16 protein-coding genes are annotated in these 18767 nt (G+C 50.6%); 15 read left to right on the plus strand and 1 reads right to left on the minus strand.

Translation table 11 applies throughout. The features are described 5' to 3' along the window. Nucleotides 1-27: 27 nt before the first annotated feature. On the minus strand, nucleotides 28-1170 hold the full coding sequence (queG, locus tag J3369_RS02825) for a tRNA epoxyqueuosine(34) reductase QueG (RefSeq protein ID WP_349583566.1): 1143 nt from the start codon (nucleotides 1168-1170) through the stop codon (nucleotides 28-30). 7 nt (nucleotides 1171-1177) lie between these two features. Between queG and J3369_RS02830 the strand changes: the two genes are divergently transcribed. The 15 genes from J3369_RS02830 (at nucleotide 1178) to ubiG (ending at nucleotide 18757) form a co-directional block, all read left to right on the plus strand. Further along, complete coding sequence (locus tag J3369_RS02830) at nucleotides 1178-2677, plus strand: NAD(P)H-hydrate dehydratase (RefSeq protein WP_303575252.1); 1500 nt, start codon at nucleotides 1178-1180, stop codon at nucleotides 2675-2677. 20 nt (nucleotides 2678-2697) lie between these two features. Then, complete coding sequence (gene tsaE, locus J3369_RS02835) at nucleotides 2698-3180, plus strand: tRNA (adenosine(37)-N6)-threonylcarbamoyltransferase complex ATPase subunit type 1 TsaE (protein WP_349583568.1); 483 nt, start codon at nucleotides 2698-2700, stop codon at nucleotides 3178-3180. Nucleotides 3181-3220: 40 nt separating this feature from the next. Further along, complete coding sequence (locus J3369_RS02840; protein WP_303575254.1) at nucleotides 3221-4555, plus strand: N-acetylmuramoyl-L-alanine amidase; 1335 nt, start codon at nucleotides 3221-3223, stop codon at nucleotides 4553-4555. Nucleotides 4556-4574: 19 nt separating this feature from the next. After that, nucleotides 4575-6383: a DNA mismatch repair endonuclease MutL gene (mutL, locus tag J3369_RS02845; protein ID WP_349583572.1), complete on the plus strand. Its 1809-nt coding sequence runs from the start codon at nucleotides 4575-4577 to the stop codon at nucleotides 6381-6383. After that, nucleotides 6380-7312 carry a tRNA (adenosine(37)-N6)-dimethylallyltransferase MiaA gene (gene miaA, locus J3369_RS02850; protein ID WP_502877398.1) on the plus strand — a complete coding sequence of 311 codons (933 nt, stop codon included), beginning with the start codon at nucleotides 6380-6382 and terminating at the stop codon, nucleotides 7310-7312. Before mutL ends, miaA begins: the two co-directional genes overlap by 4 nt. Nucleotides 7313-7392: 80 nt before the next feature. After that, complete coding sequence (gene hfq / locus J3369_RS02855) at nucleotides 7393-7647, plus strand: RNA chaperone Hfq (protein WP_119499852.1); 255 nt, start codon at nucleotides 7393-7395, stop codon at nucleotides 7645-7647. Between the two features lie 17 nt (nucleotides 7648-7664). Continuing rightward, entirely contained in the window at nucleotides 7665-8954 is a 1290-nt protein-coding gene (gene hflX / locus J3369_RS02860) for a ribosome rescue GTPase HflX (RefSeq protein WP_349583578.1), read from the plus strand. A gap of 113 nt (nucleotides 8955-9067) precedes the next feature. Further along, nucleotides 9068-10216, plus strand: a complete 1149-nt coding sequence (hflK, locus tag J3369_RS02865) for an FtsH protease activity modulator HflK (protein ID WP_349583581.1) — start codon at nucleotides 9068-9070, stop codon at nucleotides 10214-10216. Between the two features lie 3 nt (nucleotides 10217-10219). Next, on the plus strand, nucleotides 10220-11104 hold the full coding sequence (hflC, locus tag J3369_RS02870; protein WP_349583584.1) for a protease modulator HflC: 885 nt from the start codon (nucleotides 10220-10222) through the stop codon (nucleotides 11102-11104). Nucleotides 11105-11318: 214 nt separating this feature from the next. Next, on the plus strand, nucleotides 11319-12917 hold the full coding sequence (locus tag J3369_RS02875) for an AbgT family transporter (protein WP_119499856.1): 1599 nt from the start codon (nucleotides 11319-11321) through the stop codon (nucleotides 12915-12917). A gap of 186 nt (nucleotides 12918-13103) precedes the next feature. Further along, nucleotides 13104-14183, plus strand: a complete 1080-nt coding sequence (gene hemH / locus J3369_RS02880; RefSeq protein WP_349583587.1) for a ferrochelatase — start codon at nucleotides 13104-13106, stop codon at nucleotides 14181-14183. A 60-nt stretch (nucleotides 14184-14243) separates the two neighbouring features. Continuing rightward, nucleotides 14244-14660, plus strand: coding sequence for a DUF4112 domain-containing protein (locus tag J3369_RS02885; protein ID WP_349583590.1), 417 nt, complete (start codon nucleotides 14244-14246; stop codon nucleotides 14658-14660). Between the two features lie 102 nt (nucleotides 14661-14762). After that, on the plus strand, nucleotides 14763-16403 hold the full coding sequence (locus J3369_RS02890; RefSeq protein ID WP_349583593.1) for an acetolactate synthase large subunit: 1641 nt from the start codon (nucleotides 14763-14765) through the stop codon (nucleotides 16401-16403). A gap of 11 nt (nucleotides 16404-16414) precedes the next feature. After that, nucleotides 16415-17842, plus strand: a complete 1428-nt coding sequence (locus J3369_RS02895) for an aldehyde dehydrogenase family protein (protein WP_349583595.1) — start codon at nucleotides 16415-16417, stop codon at nucleotides 17840-17842. Nucleotides 17843-17992: 150 nt separating this feature from the next. After that, a complete protein-coding gene (gene ubiG, locus J3369_RS02900) occupies nucleotides 17993-18757 on the plus strand; it encodes a bifunctional 2-polyprenyl-6-hydroxyphenol methylase/3-demethylubiquinol 3-O-methyltransferase UbiG (protein ID WP_349583598.1) in 765 nt (254 codons plus the stop codon). Nucleotides 18758-18767 lie beyond the last annotated feature (10 nt).

An 18767-nucleotide genomic window follows, 5' to 3' on the forward strand; every position in this document is an offset into this window, starting at 1 on the left:
CGACGCTGTTTTACTTATCGGAAAGGGCTACGCATCACGCGGCAGCCCTTTTTTTATTACCCGGGTGAGACGCTGCTGTTGCCGGTTGCTGACTGTTTCCCTGCCTTGCTTCCCTGCCTGTTGTGTCAGCGCCCAGTCAATGTGTTCCTGAACCATCTCTGACACACTTCCCGAACGACCTTCAAGAGCCGATACAATGGCTTCACTGGCCGATGCATTGCCCATGGCGACGGCAATATTACGTAACCATTTTTCATGCCCTATCCGCCGTATAGGTGAGCCTTCAGTATTCTTCAGGAACGTGGATTCATCCCAGGCAAACAGGGTGGTCAGAGGCTGACCGTGCAATTGCTTGCGGGCGTGGAAGTCTGTTTCTTCTGTAATTGCTGCATAGCGGTTCCAGGGACACACCAACTGACAGTCATCACAGCCGTATATGCGGTTCCCCATCAGCGGGCGATATGTTTCCGGAATCGGCCCGTTATTCTCAATGGTGAGGTAAGAAATGCACTTTCTGGCATCAACGGTATAAGGTGCGACGATGGCTTGTGTGGGGCAAATCGTCAGGCAGGCAGTACAACTGCCGCACCCTTCTTCTACAGGCTCGTCTACAGGCAGCGGCAAGTTGATGAACAACTCGCCGAGAAAAAACCAGGAGCCGGCTTCTTTACTGATAGTGAGGGAGTGTTTACCTGTCCAGCCGGTACCGGCTTTTTCAGCAATAGCGTGTTCCAGCACCGGTGCGGAGTCGACAAAAGGACGCCACTGCGCATTCTCAAACTGCGCAGATATTTTTTCACCCAGTTGTTTCAGACGTTGCCGCAGTACTTTGTGGTAGTCACGGCCAAGCGCGTACCGGCTGACATAACCAATCTGATCATCAGAAAGATGGCGGGCAAAAGACGCATCCGGAGGAAGATAGTCCATGCGAACACTGATTACTCTCACGGTGCCGGGCAGTAACTCTGCGGGCCTGGCTCTTTTGATGCCGTGCGCGGCCATATATTCCATATCACCGTGACAGCCCTTTTCCAGCCATGCCATCAACTTCTCTTCATGCTGACTGAGATCAACATCACTGATACCCACGTGCTGAAAACCTAGCGCGCGGCCCCAAGCCTTGATATCGTTTGTTAATCTATTGAGATCGATTGATTGCAACGCGGACATGGAAACTATGCTGGATACTAAACTCGCGACAAGCTTATCACATAAACTCTTTCGCGCCGAACAGGTAAGAGAACACGAACAGGCCGCAGCGGAGCAATCCGGCTGCGATCTGGCTACCCTGATGGAGCGTGCAGGTGCTTCGGTATTCCGTCAGTGTCAGAGCCTGCTGCCAAACACCCACGTTTATCTTGTGATGGTAGGGCAGGGCAACAATGCCGGCGACGGTTATATCGCTGCACTGAAAGCAAAAGAAGCAGGCAAGCAGGTGCATGTGTGCGCCGTCGAACCTCACCGCATTCTTGAAGGCGATGCTGGCCGGGCACAGAAGCGCTGGCTTGATGCCGGCGGCAAAATTGAAGTCTTCGATAAAGGCTTGCTGGATAAAGCGGGACTGCTTGTCGACGCAATGCTGGGTACCGGAATCACCAGTTATATCCGCAATGAATTTGCTGACATTATTGATGCCATCAACGCTCATACTATTCCGGTGGTCAGTATCGATGTGCCCTCCGGTCTGGATGCCAATACCGGTCAGTCATTAGGTCGCTGTATTGAAGCTGATGTCACCGTTACATTTGTGGGTATTAAACCCGGCTTGTCTACCGGTGCCGGTAAGCAGTCCTGCGGTAAGTTAGTTTACGATGACCTCGGAATCGGTAAAGCCTTCTCTGAACTCGCCCGTTCGTCAGCCAGCTTACTGGATATCGAACAGTTCCGCGGTATGGGACCACGTGCGGTACACAGTCACAAAGGTACATACGGCCGGTTATTGTGCGTTGGCGGCAATAAAGGCACTGCCGGGGCAATCCGTCTGTCCAGTGAAGCTGCGCTGCGCAGCGGTGCCGGTATGGTGCGGGTTTATACCCATGAAGCGTCAACCATTCAGGTCAGCGCCGGCCGTCCGGAGCTGATGGTGACAGATGAAAACCTGGAAGATGCATTGAGCTGGGCGACCTGCGTGGTGATCGGACCCGGTCTGGGGCAGGATGACTGGGCAGAAACCGTATTTCAAACGGTGATGAAGCATTGTCAGACTCATCCGAAGCCCATGGTGCTGGATGCCGATGCGTTGAATTTGCTCAGCCGTCAGGCCACTGCGTATACCATTAATGACTGTATTTTAACGCCACATGCCGGAGAAGCGGCGCGCCTGCTGGGTGTGTCTGTGGATGATGTGGAAGCCGAACGTTTTAACTATGCCAGACAATGCGCCCAGCGTTATCATGCCACCTGTGTGTTGAAAGGCGCGGGAACCATTATTGACAACGAACGGTCTACCTGGGTAAGTAAACACGGTAATCCGGGTATGGCAACGGCGGGTAGCGGTGATGTGCTCAGTGGTATTCTGGGAGCGTTGCTTGCGCAGGGGCTGTCACGGGATATCGCTGCAAAATATGGCGTCACTGTGCACGCTAAAGCCGGTGATGATCTGGCTGACTTGTACGGCCAACGTGGTATGATTGCCAGCGATTTATTTGACGCCGTCAGGGTGCTCATCAACCAGTAGTATTTGTTGAAGCAGAGTTTATGTCGTACGCAGAACATGTTTTCCGGTCAGATTCACCGGAAGCCACACAAAAAATTTCAGAGCAATTAGCCAGCGCTGTTAAGAGCAGGCTGCCAGCAGGCCTGGTGATTTATCTGGAAGGCGACCTGGGCGCTGGCAAAACGACATTTTCCCGCTTTTTCATTCAAACACTCGGACACGCGGGGCACGTAAAAAGCCCCACGTATACCCTGGTGGAACCTTACGAACTGGACGAAGTCTCTGTTTATCATTTTGATCTGTACCGTCTGGCGGATCCTGAAGAACTGGAATTCATGGGGATCCGTGATTACTTCGGCGAAAAGAACGTTTGTCTGATTGAATGGCCGCAAAAAGGGGCCGGGTTCTTGGCATCTGCAGATTTAGTGATTAGTATTAACTCACATGATGATGTGCGGGCACTGCACATTGCCGCGAAATCAGCGGCCGGTGATGCTGTTGTCTGTGCACTGAGTGCCCCATAAAAAAATAAAAGCTGACGAAAGGAAATTTTCAGGGCGAAATATGTTGCGCGTAATCGTTTACACAATCTGTTTGTGGTCACTGGCATGCGCTGCCTGGGCACAAAACCAGATTAGCGGAGTCAGGGCTGCACCTTCCGGTGACAGGACCCGCGTTGTGCTCGATCTTAAAACGGCGCCTGAATTTACTTATTTTTCTTTAGACAACCCTGCCAGGCTGGTTATTGACCTTGCGGATACTGATAGCGGCAGTGATTTGTCACAGGCTGATATCACCGGCGACCTGGTAGAGCGGGTGCGCCACTCAACTCCGAAGAACAGTCAGTCAGCCCGTATCGTTATCGAAATGGCGAGAAAGGCAAAGCCATCCATTTTCCCTGTTGAGCCTGATGGTCCCTACGGACACCGCCTGGTGGTTGATTTAATTGATCCGAACCCCGGCCCTGCTGCGCCGCTGGCGTCTACTTCCGTCGTGCTGGATACGAAAAACAACAGTCGTGACCGCGATATTATTGTTGCCATTGATGCGGGTCACGGCGGTAATGACCCCGGTTCTATCGGTCGTGCCGGTACCTACGAAAAGCACATTACCCTGAGTATTGCCAAATACCTTGAAAAACTGGTTAATGCGGAATCCGGCATGCGTGCAGTAATGACACGGGAAGGCGATTATTACGTCGGGCTGAACCGCCGGCCTGAAATCGCCCGCAAAAGTAAAGCTGACTTACTGATTTCAATACACGCTGATGCCTTCACCACAGCCGGTCCGAGAGGCGGATCTGTGTGGGTATTGTCAATGCGCCGTGCTGATACTGAACTGGGTCGCTGGCTGGAAAGAACCGAACAGCATTCTGAATTACTGGGCGGCGCAGCAGAAGTGATTTCTGATAACGCCAGCGAGCGTTATCTGGCAGAAACTATTCTCGGTCTGTCCATGGATCATTCTATGTCAGCCAGCTACGATCTCAGTCAGAAAGTGATAAAAGAGTTGCGTGGCGTAACACGTATGCACAAGTCTTCTCCGCAGGCGGCCAGTCTCGCCGTTCTGACAGCACCGGATATTCCGTCAATCCTGGTAGAAACCGGTTTTATCAGTAATCCGCAGGAAGAAAAGAACCTGAACTGGAGTGAATACCGCGAGCGGCTGGCCACCTCAATGTTTGAGGCAATCAAGACGTATTTTCGTCAGGTCCCGCCGGACGGTACTTTATGGGCTTCACAAAAATCCCGTAATTTAATTCACAAGGTTCGCAGTGGTGAGTCATTGTCCTTGCTGGCACAACGTTACAATGTCAAAATCAGTACCATTAAAGCGGCAAATAACCTTAGCGGCGACACCGTACAGATTGGTCAGGAACTGACCATCCCGAGAACCTGAAACAAAGTCTGGAATTCCCTTGCCTATACAGCTACTCCCACCGCAGTTAGCGAACCAAATCGCTGCCGGCGAAGTGGTAGAAAGACCTGCGTCTGTTGTTAAAGAACTGATTGAGAACAGTCTCGACGCCGGTGCCACACGTATCGAACTGGATATTGAAAAAGGCGGGCATAAGCGCATCAGATTGCGTGATAACGGTGGCGGCATCTGTAAAGACGAATTACCCCTGGCGCTCAGCCGTCATGCAACCAGTAAAATTGCAACGCTGGATGATCTCGAACAAATCATGTCGTTAGGGTTCCGCGGTGAAGCACTGGCCAGTATCAGCTCAGTCAGCAGGCTTACTCTGACTTCCAGACCGGAAGATCAGGAACAGGCATGGCAGGCTCACTGTGAAGGTCGTGACATGGAGGTCACCGTGAATCCGGTTGCCCATCCGAATGGCACGACTATCGACGTGGCTGATTTGTTTTACAATACGCCGGCAAGACGCAAGTTCTTGCGCACTGAAAAAACCGAATATCAGCATATCGAAGATGTGGTCCGCAGGATTGCACTCAGCCATCCCGACGTGTCCTTTTTGCTGAAACACAACGGCAAGATGACAAAGCGTTATCAGGCTTCGTCAGCTGATCCTCTGACCCGCCGTATCAGTGCGGTAATGGGGCAAAAGTTTCTGAGCAACGCGGTTTACGTGAAAACCGGCTATGACGGCATGACACTTGAAGCCTGGCTGGGCAATGAGACCATGCTAAGAAGCAGTACCGACAGCCAGTTCAGTTTTGTAAACGGCCGGGGTATGCGGGACAAACTCATCCTGCACGCAATCCGTCAGGCTTATGAAAGTGTGTGGGGTGTTCTGGAACAACCGTCTTTCGTGGTTTACCTGACCGTTGATCCCCGTGATGTGGATGTGAATGTGCATCCGGCTAAACATGAAGTCCGTTTTCAACAAGGCCGCCTTGTACATGATTTTATCTGTAAGGCTGTGGCTGACGCGCTCAGTGACGGTGACACCGGTGAGACTGCGCAGTTTGATGAGCCGGAACACGATTACATCCGCCCCCTTGCACCGGCGCAGCCGCAGGGTACACATCAGGGGCATTCCCCGGAAAATAACGGATACAGCACAACAGCAACGCAATCCGTGCCGCGGTCTTCACAGTCTTTTGCTGGTTCCTCTGCCGGAACTGCACAGGGACGTTATCACGGAAGTGGAGTGGCAGGTGGAACAGGCCGTCACCGCAGTGCACCGGTACCTGCTGCAACGGTGGCAGATTACGGGCAGCGCTACAGCACTTTGCTCAGCTCACAGATTGATACGCAGGAGACCTCTGCGTTATCATTCTTGCAGTTAAATGAATATGTAAGAATTTACTGTCATAAAAACAACTGTTTGCTTTTATCTGTAAACGCTATAATCGCCCAATGGGTGGCGGCTCAAATTGAGCTGGCCGGCACATCGCAACCATTGCTGATGCCGGTATCAGTGGCCAATACGAATGTAAGTGAACAAACCGTTGAGGTTTTGCAGGATCACCACTTTGAAATCAGTCTGGTGGCAGGTAAATACCGGTTACAACAGGCACCTTCAGGATGCAGACATTTTCCCTGGGTGAACTGGTTTCCGGTCATGCTGACTTCCGGCGGGCAGAACCTGAATGATGTGCTAAAGTCTTTAATATCAGTGACAACCGTACCGGCTGATATTCTTACGGCGGTGTGGCACGGATTTGAATCGATGCCTGTCAGTGAACAGATTACCGTGCTGGAGCAACAGGGTCGCAGCCAGCCTGCAGACAGATTAATAGAGACGTGGCCGGAATGAGTGAAAGTCAGAATATGAAGCCCGTCGTAAGTATTATGGGGCCTACCGCTTCCGGTAAAACAGGTCTGGCGCTGGAGCTGTCACAACGCGTACCTTGTGAAATTATCAGTGTTGACTCAGCACTGGTGTACAAAGGCATGGACATCGGTACGGCAAAGCCGACCGAGGAAGAACAGGCGCTGGCGCCACACTGGCTGATTGATATTATCGATCCGTCAGAAACGTATTCCGTGGCGGAATTCCGCCGCGATGTCATTTCGCTGGTTAACGATATCCATCAGCGTGGCAAACTGCCGGTGCTGGTGGGTGGTACGATGATGTACTTTAATGCCTTGATAAATGGTATTTCGCCCTTACCTAAGTCTGACGATGAGGTGAGAGCGGGCATTGTCCGGGATGCCGGGGCGCATGGATGGCAAGCCTTACACGATGAATTATCTCGTGTAGACCCTGTAAGTGGCGCCCGCATTCACCCGAATGATCCGCAGCGTGTAACACGGGCGCTTGAGGTTTACCGGTCAACCGGCCGCAGCCTCACTGACTGGCAGGCCGAAAAAGGCGAACCATGTCCTTTTCAGGTGACGCAATTTGCGATAGCACCGGAAGACAGAGCAGTGTTACACGGTCGTATTGAACAGCGGTTCGATATGATGCTTGAAGATGGCTTCATTGATGAAGTGAAGACATTGTTTACCCGGGGTGATCTTCATGAAGATTTACCCTCTATACGTTCAGTAGGATACCGTCAGGCGTGGCAGTATTTACAAGGGCAACTCGACTATGCAGAAATGCGTGAGAAAGGTATTATTGCAACGCGTCAACTTGCAAAACGGCAGCTGACCTGGTTAAGAGGCTGGCCGGAACTGCACTGGCTTGACACGTTTGCTAACCATAATTTGACGAATATTTTGTCAAAAATCACACTTTAAGTGTTGGAGTGTGTTATACATTAAGCGCGGTGGCAAACATATATGTTTGCCATGGAAATAATAAAAACTAAGGATATCAAATGGCTAAAGGGCAATCACTACAAGACCCATTCTTGAATGCGTTAAGAAAAGAGCGTATTCCCGTATCCATTTATCTGGTAAATGGGATCAAACTTCAGGGGCAAGTGGAATCGTTCGACCAGTTCGTGATTCTGTTAAAAAACACAGTTAGCCAGATGGTTTACAAGCATGCCATTTCAACGGTTGTACCATCACGTGCTATCACTATGCCTAGCTCAACCCAAGGGGATGCTGAAAATAGTAAAAGTGAATAATTTAAAAGGTACATTGCTTGTTTGACCGTTATGAAGCCGGTGAACAGGCTATTCTTGTTCATGTAAATTTTGCTGACGAGAACAGCAAAGAAGATCTCGCCGAGCTTGAATTGCTCGTATCTTCTGCGGGAGTGAATGCGGTAGACGTACTTACGACGTCGCGCAGTGCTCCACATGCTAAGTATTTCGTTGGTTCTGGTAAAGCCGAAGAGATTGCTGCTTCTGTGAAAGCGCATGATGCTAATGTAGTGATTTTCAATCATGCGTTATCGCCGTCTCAAGAGCGGAATCTCGAAGCCATCTGCAAATGCCGGGTCTTAGATCGTACCGGCCTTATCCTCGATATCTTCGCACAACGTGCCCGGACACATGAAGGTAAGTTGCAGGTGGAACTGGCACAGCTTCGACATATTTCTACCCGGTTAATTCGTGGATGGACACACCTTGAGCGTCAGAAAGGCGGGATAGGTCTGCGTGGTCCGGGTGAAACACAGCTCGAAACTGACCGCCGGTTGTTACGTGGCCGGATTAAGGCCATTCTCCGCAGGCTGGAGAAAGTACAGAAACAACGTGAGCAAGGGCGCAGATCGCGCAAACGTGCCGAAATTCCCACGGTTTCTCTGGTTGGTTATACCAACGCAGGGAAATCGACGTTATTTAATACCATCACAAATTCCAACGTGTATGCAGCTGACCAGCTGTTTGCCACGCTGGATCCTACTCTGCGCAAAATTGACTTGCAGGATGTGGGGCCGGCTATTCTGGCAGATACCGTCGGGTTTATCCGTCATCTCCCTCACGATCTGGTTGCAGCATTTAAAGCCACGTTACAGGAAACACAGGAAGCGGATTTACTGCTTCATGTTGTTGATGTGGCAGAAGCAAACTACCGTGAAACGATGGATGAAGTGAATGCGGTGCTTGAAGAAATTGAAGCAGATGATATTCAACAATTAATAATCTGTAATAAGATTGATAAACTTGATGAAATATCACCGCGTATAGATAGAGACGACGAGGGTGTACCTGTTCGTGTATGGGTGTCTGCTCATTCCGGAGAGGGGCTCGATTTATTGAGTAAAGCACTTACCGATTGCTTAGGACAGAGCATGGTAAGTTACACACTGCGGATCCCCCCGGCGCAAAGTAAATTGCGCGGGGTGTTGTATGATTTAAATTGTATCGCAAATGAGGCCTATGACGACGACGGTGACTGGGTAGTGGATGTAAGAATGCCCACCAGCGACTGGAACCGTTTAGAAAAACGCCTTGATGACGGCTTGTCCGGATATGTGGTACATCATTAAACGACAGATTCGTAACGACAGATTTTAAAATCAGATCCCAAAATAATTGAACGGCTGTTCATCGCGGGCAGCATATTCAGGTATCGAGGGTTAACCACTTATGGAGTATCAGCATGGCTTGGAATGAGCCGGGTGGCAAAAATAACGACCCGTGGAAAAACCGCGGCGGTCGCGATCAGGGGCCCCCGGATTTGGACGACGTGTTCAAAAACCTGTTTGGTAAATTCGGAAAAATGGGCGGTGGCAAAGGTGGTTCAGGTAAAAGCCTGGGCACAGTCGGCGCTGCTATTCTAATCGCGCTGCTGGCCGTAATCTGGGTGGTAAGCGGGTTCTATACCATCCGTGAATCAGAACGTGGTGTAGTGCTTCGTTTCGGTGAATATTCTCAGCAGGTAGAACCTGGACTTCGCTGGAAGCCAACCTTTATCGATACCGTTATTCCGGTTGATGTCACATCTATCCGCGACCAGGCGTCCAGCGGCTCCATGCTGACGGAAGACGAAAACGTGGTGCGTGTTCAGATGGAAATGCAATACCGCGTGGTAGACCCGTATCGGTGGACGTTTGCGGTAACCAGCCCTGAAATGAGCCTGAGCCAGGCACTCGACAGTGCAATCCGTTACGTTGTAGGTCACTCACAAATGGATGACGTATTAACCGATGGCCGTGAAGTTACCCGTCAACGTGTCTGGGAAGAGCTGCAAGCTATCCTTGAACCTTACGATCTTGGTGTCACTATCACCGATATGAACTTCCGTGATGCCCGTCCGCCTGAAGAAGTGAAAGATGCATTCGATGATGCTATCGCCGCTCAGGAAGATGAACAGCGTTTCATCCGTGAAGCCGAAGCTTATGCACGTGAAATTGAACCCCGTGCCCGTGGTCAGGTTAACCGTATGAATGAAGAAGCGCAGGCTTATAAAGAGCGTGTCATTCTGGAAGCGCAGGGTGAAGTGGCCCGTTTCTCTGAGCTGCTGCCTCAGTTTGAAGCTGCGCCTCAGGTTACCCGTGAGCGTATCTATCTGGAAACGATGGAAGAGGTACTGGGTAAAACCAGCAAAGTGCTTATCAACACCAAAGGTGGAAATAACATGATGTATCTGCCGCTGGATAAAATGATGGAACAAAAATCATCATCTGCGCCGGCCCGTTCATCTTCGTCTTATCAGTCGCTGCCATCTTCATCCGGCAGTAACTCATCGGGCTCAGCAACGCAGAGTTCCGGTTTCCGAGACAGTCGTTTTGGTAACGGAGGAGAATAACGCATGAAGAACTTACTCATTGCAGTAGTAGTACTGTTTGTTATTTTGCTGTCCGGATCGTTATTTGTTGTAAGCGAAGGCGAAAGAGCGATTGTTATTCAGTTCGGTAAAGTACAACGCGACGACGCCACCGGTGAAACACGTGTATTCGAGCCCGGCCTGCACTTCAAATTGCCGTTTATCGATTCTGTCCGTCGTCTGGATGCCCGCATTCAAACGCTGGATGATGTGCCTGACCGCTTCGTTACTTCAGAGAAGAAAGACCTTATTGTCGATTCTTATGTGAAGTGGAAAATTGCTGATTTCGCAAAATATTACCTCTCTACACAAGGTGGTAATAAGTTGCAGGCAGAGGCGCTTCTGAAACAGAAGGTGAATAACGGTCTGCGTTCTGAATTCGGTGCCCGCACCATTGCACAAATTGTATCCGGTGAGCGTTCTGCACTCATGAATCAGGCAATGGAACAAGCCAGCGAATCATCTAAAGAACTGGGTATTCAAATTGTTGACGTTCGGGTTAAGCAAATTAACTTGCCTAACGAAGTGAGTAACGCGATCTTCCAGCGTATGCGTGCAGAGCGTGCTGCAGTAGCCCGTGAACACCGTTCGGAAGGTCAGGAACAAGCTGAAGTGATCCGTGCTGATATTGATGCAAAAGTTACCGTTATGCAGGCAGACGCCGAGCGTAATGCCCGTCAGGTACGTGGTGAAGGTGACGCACTGGCAGCACAAATCTATGCATCGTCTTACTCGAAGAACCCTGATTTCTATAGCTTCCTGCGCAGCATGGATGCCTATCGTAAGAGCTTCAATGGTAAAGATGATGTGATGGTGCTTGCACCGGACAGCGATTTCTTTAAATACCTGAATAATTCCAAGGGTAAATAAATCGTAACTTACTGAAAAACCTGCTTTAAGCGGGTTTTTTTATGCCCGCAAAAGCCACTGTCTGACGTTTTTTTCGTCGTCCTAAAGTATGGAAAATAGTCGCTTTACAGCCCTTTTGCTGCGAAGACGCTGTTTATTCGCTATACTGTGCGCGACATTATTATAATCAGGCTGCATAAAATGCAGATCTGAATAAAAACGACAGAGGTTTATCTTGAGTTCCAATCAGTCTCAGGTGCCGTCCCGCGGGGATGCTGCACAGAGCGGATGGTTCGCACGATTTTTGGCTACCGTAGAGTGGCTTGGGAATTTGTTGCCGCATCCGATCACATTATTCGCATTACTTTCTGTATTCATAGTCATTTTAAGTGGCATCCTGGGCTACTTCGATGTGGCTGTGGCCGATCCCCGTCCTGAAGGCGCAAAAGGCCGGGAAGCTGACGGCATGATCGAAGTCATTTCGCTGATGAGTGCTGAAGGTCTTCAGCGCATCGTTACCGGTCTGGTGACCAACTTCACAAGCTTTGCTCCGCTCGGTACTGTGCTGGTGGCATTGTTGGGCGTATCAGTGGCAGAGCACTCCGGCATGCTTTCCGCGCTGATGCGTTCCCTGGTGATGGGTGCACCCAAGCGCGTGGTCACATTCGCCGTGGTGTTTGCCGGCATTCTTTCAAATACCGCATCTGAGCTGGGTTATGTCGTCCTTATTCCGTTGGCAGCCATGATCTTCCATTCTCTGGGGCGTCATCCGCTGGCCGGGCTGGCTGCTGCATTTGCCGGCGTGTCGGCGGGTTACAGCGCAAACCTGTTACTTGGCACCGTTGACCCGTTACTTTCCGGCATCACTGAAGCCGCCGCGCATATGATTGATCCTGAATATGTGGTTGGCCCGGAAGTAAACTGGTATTTCATGTTCATCAGTACCTTTGTGATTGCTATCATGGGCACCTTTGTGACTGAAAAAATTGTCGAGCCAAGGCTGGGTAAGTACAACGAATCGGATGCCTCTGTGGAACTGGAAGGCCAGTCCATGGAAGCGCCAACGGCTCTGGAAAAGAAAGGTCTGAAAATGGCCGGTCTTGCATTCGTGGCAGTGTGTGCTGTGCTGGCGCTTACCGTTGTACCTGAAAATGGCCCGCTGCGAAATCCTGAAACCGGTCTTATAACCGGTTCGCCTTTTCTTAAAGGTATCGTTGCTTTTATTTTCATTACCTTTGCGATACCCGGCTTCGTGTACGGCAGGGTAACGGGTTCGATGAAAAATGACCGCGATGTGATCAACGCCATGTCTAAAAGCATGGGTGCCATGGGTCTCTATATCACGCTGGTATTTTTCGCCGCCCAGTTTGTAGCCTTCTTTAAATGGACAAACCTCGGTACGTTCCTCGCCGTTAAAGGTGCTGCGTTGTTGCAGGCCGCGGGTCTTGACGGGCCGTCGGTATTCATTCTGTTTATTTTGATGTGCGGACTGGTGAATCTGTCGCTGGGCAGTGCCTCGGCACAGTGGGCTGTGACTGCGCCCATTTTCGTACCCATGCTGATGTTATTAGGTTATGCACCGGAGGTGATTCAGGCTGCGTATCGTATCGGCGACTCGGTTACCAACGTGATCTCGCCGATGATGAGCTATTTTGGGCTGATCCTCGCCATGGCGGCTAAGTATCGTAAGGATGTCGGAATGGGCACTTTGATTGCCATGATGCTGCCTTATTCAATGGTGTTTATCCTCGGCTGGTCCCTGCTGTTTTTCTTCTGGGTATTCCTGCTTGGCATGCCCGTGGGACCGGGAGCGGCAACCTTTTACACACCTTAACGAAATGTAATGTCTCTGAGGCCGGGGATACCGGCCTTTTTTATTGGCGACATGCGGCGATAGTAATCGCTTAAACTGAATCAAATAATCGTTATAAATGTCTGATTCCGGGGATCAAAAGTGTCTCAGGTTCAGTATAATTAATTGTCTTTTTGATTAGTTGGCAGCGTTTTCAGGTAAAGCAGCATGAAATATATTAACTCTACCCATTTCACACATGGCCAGGCAGACCGGCTGGGCGTACTGATCACCAATTTAGGTACGCCTGAACAGCCGACTAAAGCTGCGCTGAAGCCTTACCTGAAAGAGTTTCTTTCCGATCCCCGGGTTGTCGAAGTTCCCCGCCTGATTTGGTGGTTCGTACTCAACGGGGTGATCTTAAACTTCCGGCCCGGACGGTCTGCAAAAGCCTATTCCACAGTGTGGACAGACGAAGGGTCACCGTTAATGGCGATCACTAAGGCCCAGCATGCAGCACTGGCAGAGAAGTGCCGGGGAAAATACGGTGACGATGTGGTGGTCGATTTTGCCATGCGTTACGGACAGCCGTCCGTGGCGTCTGCCATCGACAGAATGCTCAGTCAGGGCGTGAGAAAGCTGGTAGTACTGCCGCTGTATCCGCAGTATTGTGCATCCACCACTGCGTCGACTTTTGATGCTGTGGCTGCCGATTTTACCCGCCGCCGCTGGATGCCGGAACTGCGCTTTGTAACGCACTACAATGACGAACCCGCTTACATCGAAGCGCTGGCTGCAAGTGTCAGGCAGCATTGGGAGGAAAACGGCAAGGCTGATTTGTTGGTTATGTCCTATCACGGGATCCCGAAGCGTTATCTGACCAATGGTGATCCATACCACTGCGAGTGTCATAAAACATCAAGATTGCTGGCTGAAGCGCTGGATCTGAAATCAGACGAATACATGACCACCTTCCAGTCCCGTTTTGGCCGCGAAGAGTGGCTTCAGCCGTACACTGACGAAACTATGAAAGGATTGCCGGGTAAAGGCGTGCGGTCCGTGCAGGTACTGTGCCCCGGGTTTTCTGCGGACTGCCTGGAAACCATTGAAGAAATCGGTGAGGAAAACAAAGACTACTTTATGGAAGCCGGCGGAAAGCGTTTTGAGTATATTCCTGCGCTTAACGACTCACCGGCACATATAGATACGTTAATGACGCTCATCGAACGTAATCTGCACGGCTGGCAGGCATCTGCACAAAACCGTAAACGGGAAGCGCTGGCGAAAGCCCTCGGTGCAGACAGGTAAGCTGTCCGGTGATAAAAGCCGGATTAGCCCGGCTATTTATCGTTGAACAGGAGAATGACCATGGACAGTAATGTAAAAGCACCGGAAGAGCTGCTCAAGGCACAAAAATGGGCAAACATGCTGGATACGGCGATAAAGCTGCCTGTTATTCCCTTCCGTATCGGGCTGGATTCTATAATCGGTCTCATCCCGGGCGCCGGTGACGCTGCCATGCTCATTGCCGGTTTTCGTATTATCTCTCTTGGAAAAAAGATGGGCATGCCATCCGGTTTGCTTAAAACCATGGTACGTAATTCCGTCATGGACTTCGCTCTCGGCTTCATTCCGTTTGTTGGCGATATTGCCGACTTCTTTTATAAATCTAACAGTAAAAATGTGCAGATCATGGAGAAGTGGTGGATAAATAATAATAAGGCTGCGGTCGACCGCGCCACGCAGGAAAAATTGTCAGCCTGGCAGGAGCAACTCACCGACTGACCCGGCGTTCCGGCCCGGAACTGTAAACAAACCTAATCGCTTTTAGCTTTCCCGCCGTAGCACACCTTACCAGCTAGTAAATGTAAGGAGCGACAGAACGGAATGAAAGCCTCAGACCTCTTTGTTAAAGCGCTTGAAGCTGAAGGTGTGGAATACATCTTCGGTATTCCGGGTGAGGAAAACCTCGATTTACTGGAATCTCTCCGCACATCTGACATTAAACTTGTGCTGACCCGCCACGAACAGGGAGCGGGATTCATGGCCGCCACCTACGGCCGGCTTACCGGTAAAGTTGGCGTGTGTTTATCTACCCTTGGCCCCGGCGCAACGAATTTAGTGACGCCCGCCGCCTATGCGCAACTTGGCGCTATGCCGGTGTTAATGATCACTGGCCAGAAGCCGGTAAAAACCAGCAAACAGGGGCGTTTTCAGGTCATCGATGTGGTAGATATGATGCGTCCCATCACCAAGTACACAACCCAGATTGTCAGCGGTGACCGTATCCCGTCTGTGGTGCGGGAAGCTTTCCGTCTTGCATCAGAAGAACGCCCCGGCGCAGTGCACATTGAATTGCCGGAGGACATTGCAGATGAAAGCACTTCAGCGTCCCTGTTGAAGCCCAGTTATACCCGCAGACCAATTGCTGAGTATAAAGCTATCCGCGAAGCTGTTGAGATGATTGAAAGGGCTGCGTCCCCATTATTACTTATCGGCGCCGGCGCAAACCGTAAACTCACAGCAAAAATGCTCAGAGAGTTTGTAGATAAAACAGGGATCCCGTTCGTCACCACCCAAATGGGAAAAGGAGTGCTCAATGAAAGTGATCCTCTGTTTGCCGGAAACACTGCGTTATCCGACGGTGACTTTGTCCACCGTGCCATCAGCCGTGCTGATCTCATTATCAATGTGGGTCATGATGTGGTTGAGAAGCCGCCGTTTTTTATGCACGACGACGGAAAGAAAGTCATTCATATTAATTTTGAGCCGGCCGCTGTTGACCCTGTGTACTTCCCTCAGGCAGAAGTTGTCGGCGACATCGCTAACAGTATCTGGCAAATCAAGGAAAAGGTCTCCCCGCAATCCGGCTGGAAGCTGGATTTTTATAAAGATGTGCACGATGCCTATGTCAATCACAGGCGGGAAGCGGAAGATGACGACCGTTTTCCGGTTCTGCCGGAACGCTTTGTCCGCGATATCCGCAAAGTGATGCCGGATGAAGGTATCGTGACGCTGGATAACGGCGTGTACAAAATCTGGTTTGCCAGAAACTATCCGGCTTACCATCCCAATACTTTACTGCTTGATAATGCCCTTGCCTCTATGGGGGCCGGTCTTCCCTCTGCTATTGCTGCAAAACTCGTTAACCCTGATAAGCCCGTAATCAGTGTATGCGGTGACGGTGGCTTTATGATGAACAGTCAGGAACTGGAAACAGCCGTCAGACTCAATCTCGATCTGACTGTCATTATTCTGCGGGATGACGCTTACGGCATGATCAAATGGAAACAGGCTCATATGTCTTTCGACAATTTCGGACTGGACTACGGGAATCCTGACTTCGTGCAGTATGCCAACAGTTATGGCGCCCAAGGCTGGCGCATTGAAGATACCGCCTCACTCAGCGAGGTTATTACCCGGTGCATTAATACGCCCGGCGTTCATGTGGTGGACTGCCCGGTTGATTACAGCATGAATGATGAAACGCTGAATCAGACAATCCGCGAATTAAGTGACAAGCTTTAAGGAGTTCTTACATGTTGAATGAAAGCTATCCCTACTATCTTGCAAGCAAACCTGTGTTTGCTAACACCGATCTGGACGTAACGAACAAGTATACCGGTGAAGTGGCAACCAGAGTGGCCAAAGCCGGTGCTGATGTTATCGATAAAGCTATAGCTGCGGCAGAAAAGGCGCAACCGGCCATGGCGGCTATGAAGCCCTATGAACGCAAAGCCGTTCTGGAACATTGCGTAAAACGCTTTACAGAACGGAAGGACGAGCTGGCAAAGGCGCTGTGTATTGAAGCCGGAAAACCGATAAAAGATGCGCAGGGAGAAGTAACCCGCCTGATTGATACTTTTCAGATAGCGGCTGAAGAATGTGTGCGTATAGAAGGTCAGGTGCTGAACCTTGAGATATCCGCCCGCGCTTCCGGCTACCAGGGCATGACAAAACGGGTGCCCGTTGGTCCCTGTTCGTTTATCTCGCCGTTTAACTTTCCGTTAAATCTGGCCGCGCATAAAGTTGCGCCGGCTATTGCTGCCGGTTGCACGTTTGTTCTGAAACCTGCCTCAAGAACACCCATCGGCGCATTGATTATCGGTGAAGTGCTGGCAGAAACAGATTTACCTGAAGGAGCTTTTTCCATTCTGCCATGCAACCGTGATGGTGCGGATTTGTTTACTACTGATGAACGGTTAAAGCTGTTGAGTTTTACCGGCTCCCCTGACGTGGGCTGGGCACTTAAAGCCAAAGCCGGTAAAAAGCCTGTGGTACTGGAACTTGGCGGTAACGCTGCCTGCGTCGTGGATGAAGATGCTGATATTGATGATGCTATCAAACGCATTATCGTTGGCGCCTATTACCAGTCCGGTCAGAGCTGCATAAGCGTGCAGCGCATACTGGTACACAAAAGCATTTATGAAACCTTCCGTGAAAAATTCGTTCACGAAGTATCGGCGTTAGTGGCCGGCGATCCTGCAGATGAAAACACGTTTATCGGCCCTATGATTTCAGAGTCTGAGGCGGAAAGGCTGGAGGATTGGATCCACGAAGCCAGAGAGGCAGGGGCAACGGTTCTGTGTGGTGGCACGCGAAAAGGCGCTATGCTCGATGCCACCGTTATGGAAGGTGTACCGGCAGACTGCAACGCCAGTGCTGAAGAGGCATTCGGGCCGCTTTCGGTATTAGTGCCCTTCGACGATTATGACGAGGCTTTAAAAGAGGTTAATAACAGCCGCTATGGTTTGCAGGCAGGTATTTTTACCCGTGATCTGTATAAAGCTCATAAAGCGTGGGATGTTCTGGAAGTCGGCGGCGTAGTGATCGGCGATGTGCCAAGCTGGCGGGTTGATAATATGCCCTATGGCGGAGTGAAGGATTCCGGCCTTGGCAGGGAAGGGATCCGCTATGCCATTGAAGATATGACCGAAACCAGGCTGATGGTTATCAGAACACCCTGATCCACAGTCAGTAAGGGAATAAACCCGGGCCGGTCTCACAACCGGCTGAAACCCTACGTGAGATTTTTTTCATTTGCTATCATCCGCCAGATTGATTTAATAAAAGAAAAATGTCTCTATTATCCCTGATAACAGTGAACAGGCCTCAATATGTTAGATAAAAGTCAGTTAAGCTCACCGGTTGCGACAGCGAATGTGAACGCTCAGGAAATCGCCCGCTTCGATGCGCTGGCTGATGCATGGTGGGATCCCGACGGAAAATATAAAACCGCGCTGTCTTTCAATGCCGCGCGGGTAGATTTTATCGAACAGGCAATCAATAAGCATTTTCGCCCTAAGGGATTGGCCGATGCATTGTTTGAGGGTTTATCTGTATTGGACGTTGGCAGTGGCGGCGGGTTGATTTGCGAGCCTCTGGCTAAACGTGGCGCAGACGTGACCGGCATTGATGCCAGTGCGACCAGTGTCGAAGTTGCAAGACGGCATGCACTGAAGCAAAACTTGCCGGTAAGCTACCACCATTGTCTGGCCGGTGAATGGGCAGATAAAGGACAACAGTATGATGTGGTTATCAATGCTGAGGTGGTAGAACATGTGCCTGATCAACAAACGCTGATCCGGGAATGCGCCTCCATGGTTAAACCGGGCGGGTTACTCATTCTGGCAACCTTAAACCGAACTTTTCGCAGTTTTATTGTTGCCATTGTGGGGGCCGAATATGTTATGCGCTATCTGCCGGTGGGTACGCACAGCTGGTCAAAGTTCGTGAAACCTGAGGAGCTTGACAGCTGGACAGGCAGTCAGTTTGTACGTCACACACAAAGCGGGTTTAAGCTTAATCCGCTCACCGGACACTGGAAAACCACGCCTTCCATGGCGGTAAACTATCTCTGCTGCTATAAAAAGCAGCCCTGACAGTGCGGTC

The sequence above is a fragment of the Alteromonas sp. NFXS44 genome (genome assembly GCF_040148705.1).
Lineage (GTDB): Bacteria > Pseudomonadota > Gammaproteobacteria > Enterobacterales > Alteromonadaceae > Alteromonas.

Bases quoted from the DNA above. Each gene is read 5' to 3' on its own strand.
- queG (WP_349583566.1), bottom strand. From the start codon at position 1,170: ATGTCCGCGTTGCAATCAATCGATCTCAATAGATTAACAAACGATATC.
- J3369_RS02830 (WP_303575252.1), top strand. From the start codon at position 1,178: ATGCTGGATACTAAACTCGCGACAAGCTTATCACATAAACTCTTTCGC.
- tsaE (WP_349583568.1), top strand. From the start codon at position 2,698: ATGTCGTACGCAGAACATGTTTTCCGGTCAGATTCACCGGAAGCCACA.
- J3369_RS02840 (WP_303575254.1), top strand. From the start codon at position 3,221: ATGTTGCGCGTAATCGTTTACACAATCTGTTTGTGGTCACTGGCATGC.
- miaA (WP_502877398.1), top strand. From the start codon at position 6,380: ATGAGTGAAAGTCAGAATATGAAGCCCGTCGTAAGTATTATGGGGCCT.
- hfq (WP_119499852.1), top strand. From the start codon at position 7,393: ATGGCTAAAGGGCAATCACTACAAGACCCATTCTTGAATGCGTTAAGA.
- hflK (WP_349583581.1), top strand. From the start codon at position 9,068: ATGGCTTGGAATGAGCCGGGTGGCAAAAATAACGACCCGTGGAAAAAC.
- hflC (WP_349583584.1), top strand. From the start codon at position 10,220: ATGAAGAACTTACTCATTGCAGTAGTAGTACTGTTTGTTATTTTGCTG.
- hemH (WP_349583587.1), top strand. From the start codon at position 13,104: ATGAAATATATTAACTCTACCCATTTCACACATGGCCAGGCAGACCGG.
- J3369_RS02885 (WP_349583590.1), top strand. From the start codon at position 14,244: ATGGACAGTAATGTAAAAGCACCGGAAGAGCTGCTCAAGGCACAAAAA.
- J3369_RS02890 (WP_349583593.1), top strand. From the start codon at position 14,763: ATGAAAGCCTCAGACCTCTTTGTTAAAGCGCTTGAAGCTGAAGGTGTG.
- J3369_RS02895 (WP_349583595.1), top strand. From the start codon at position 16,415: ATGTTGAATGAAAGCTATCCCTACTATCTTGCAAGCAAACCTGTGTTT.
- ubiG (WP_349583598.1), top strand. From the start codon at position 17,993: ATGTTAGATAAAAGTCAGTTAAGCTCACCGGTTGCGACAGCGAATGTG.